Source organism: Devosia sp., assembly GCF_041917035.1.
GTDB lineage: Bacteria > Pseudomonadota > Alphaproteobacteria > Rhizobiales > Devosiaceae > Devosia_A.
Map to the genome: position 1 here is coordinate 1 of NZ_JAYRYM010000453.1, position 1561 is coordinate 1561.

Genomic DNA, 1561 nt, shown 5'->3' on the forward strand with positions numbered 1-1561 from the left:
GCTGATCCGGGGCTTCCCCGTCCGGCCGGTTGTTGATGATGGCGACAAAGCCCCGGGCCTTGATAGTCGCGATATCCTCTGGGCTGATTTGCGGTGACACGCTTACGTGGTCGTTGATCCGCTTCACGTCCAAGTCAGATACTCCGAGCGCCCGAGACTTCCCGGTCCTTTATAGACACCGCCCACGGCACGAGGCAAGGCGGTGAGGTTCCGGCTGACGGTACCGTTGCGCGTCTACTGAGCGGGAGCCTCGACGGCCGGCAAGCCGACCCAAGGTCGCCAGATTTCGCCCCGCTCGGCGACAAAGCGATCGGCCACCGACTCCACCGTCTCGCCGGCCTGCCCCAGCTGCTGCAGCATGAGGTTCATTTCGCTGAACGGCATGCGCGTGCGGCCAAAATAGGCGGCAACCTGCGGCGCATCGAGGTAGACCCACTCGGCCAGCGCGATCACCACCGGATCCGGCGCGAAGCCGGTCGGTGCCGGCAGCGGACAGACGGCGCGCCCCATGCACAGAAAGGCCTCCCGGTCATAGGCCGGCAGCGTCACCTGCCGGAACGAGAACTGCGCCAGGATGGCGTTGGGTTGCCAGTAGTAGAACAGGATCGGCTGCTTGCGCCCGACCGCCTCGGCGATCAGGGTGTCCATCTCGAAGCGGTTCGCCGGCTCGACGACATCGAAACTCTGCTCGAGCCCGAAGGCCCTGAGCAGGTTGCGGTTGATCAGGGCGCAGCCCCAGTCCAGCGGACAGGAGATCATGCGACCGCGACCGCCACCCTCCCCGAATATCCCGGCATTGGCCCGGAGCCCCTCCATCGTGGCGACCTCGGGCCACTGCGCCACGACATAGTCGGGCACGAACCAGCCCTCGAACACCGGATCGGCGTAGGCGAGGCCTGCCTGCCGCACCTTCTGGCCCTGCATGGCGGCGTTCCAGATGTCAGCAATGCGAGCGGTCCACAGTTCCGGCGCTACGGCCGGCTGTCCGGTCGATCCCATCGACGAGCCGGTCGCCGCCAGGTCTCCCTCCTGCACCATGACGTTGCACTGGTAGAACGCCGTCAGGAGCCGCGAATGCACCTCCGCGAGCAGCGCCGCCGAGGGCCAGGCCATCCGGGCGATGGTCAGCGGCTGCGTACCGCAGGGTGGCTGCGGGGCCGGCGCGGCGGGCGCCGGGTCGACGGTCGGCGCGCTCTCCACCCCCGGCGCCCCGAGGACCTGGATCGAGTCCTGTGCCGTGACGCCCGTCGGCTGCAGAACCAGCATGGCCAGGATCGGTAGAATGCCCAGACGCACCTTGTGCCCTTCAGTTCGTGCCGAATTGCCCCATCCTACAGGGGCGCCGGCGTCGCGAACACCCGCGCCGGCGGCTTTTACCGTTCGATCAAAAGCGGATGACTCAATGCGGCGAAATATGCAATATCGCGGCCAGCGGGGCACGGATCGTGCCCCCATCCACTGTTGTCCGGCCAGCAGGCGCCGCCCTAGAGAACGGCGCCACCGGGCGGCAACACGATTGAGGGACATCATGAACAGAACTCACTCCATCCTCGGGCTAGCC

At 67.0% G+C, this 1561-nt stretch carries 2 protein-coding genes; both read right to left on the minus strand.

The annotated features are described in order from the left end of the window. Positions 1-127, minus strand: a 127-nt coding sequence (locus tag ACE3TU_RS22240) for a beta-lactamase hydrolase domain-containing protein (RefSeq protein WP_374628031.1), incomplete at its 3' end; no start/stop codon positions are given. A 107-nt stretch (positions 128-234) separates the two neighbouring features. Continuing rightward, a complete protein-coding gene (locus ACE3TU_RS22245; protein WP_374628030.1) occupies positions 235-1266 on the minus strand; it encodes a glycine betaine ABC transporter substrate-binding protein in 1032 nt (343 codons plus the stop codon). Positions 1267-1561 lie beyond the last annotated feature (295 nt).

Coding starts and splice junctions, on each gene's coding strand:
- ACE3TU_RS22245 (WP_374628030.1), bottom strand. CDS start 1,266: ATGCTGGTTCTGCAGCCGACGGGCGTCACGGCACAGGACTCGATCCAG.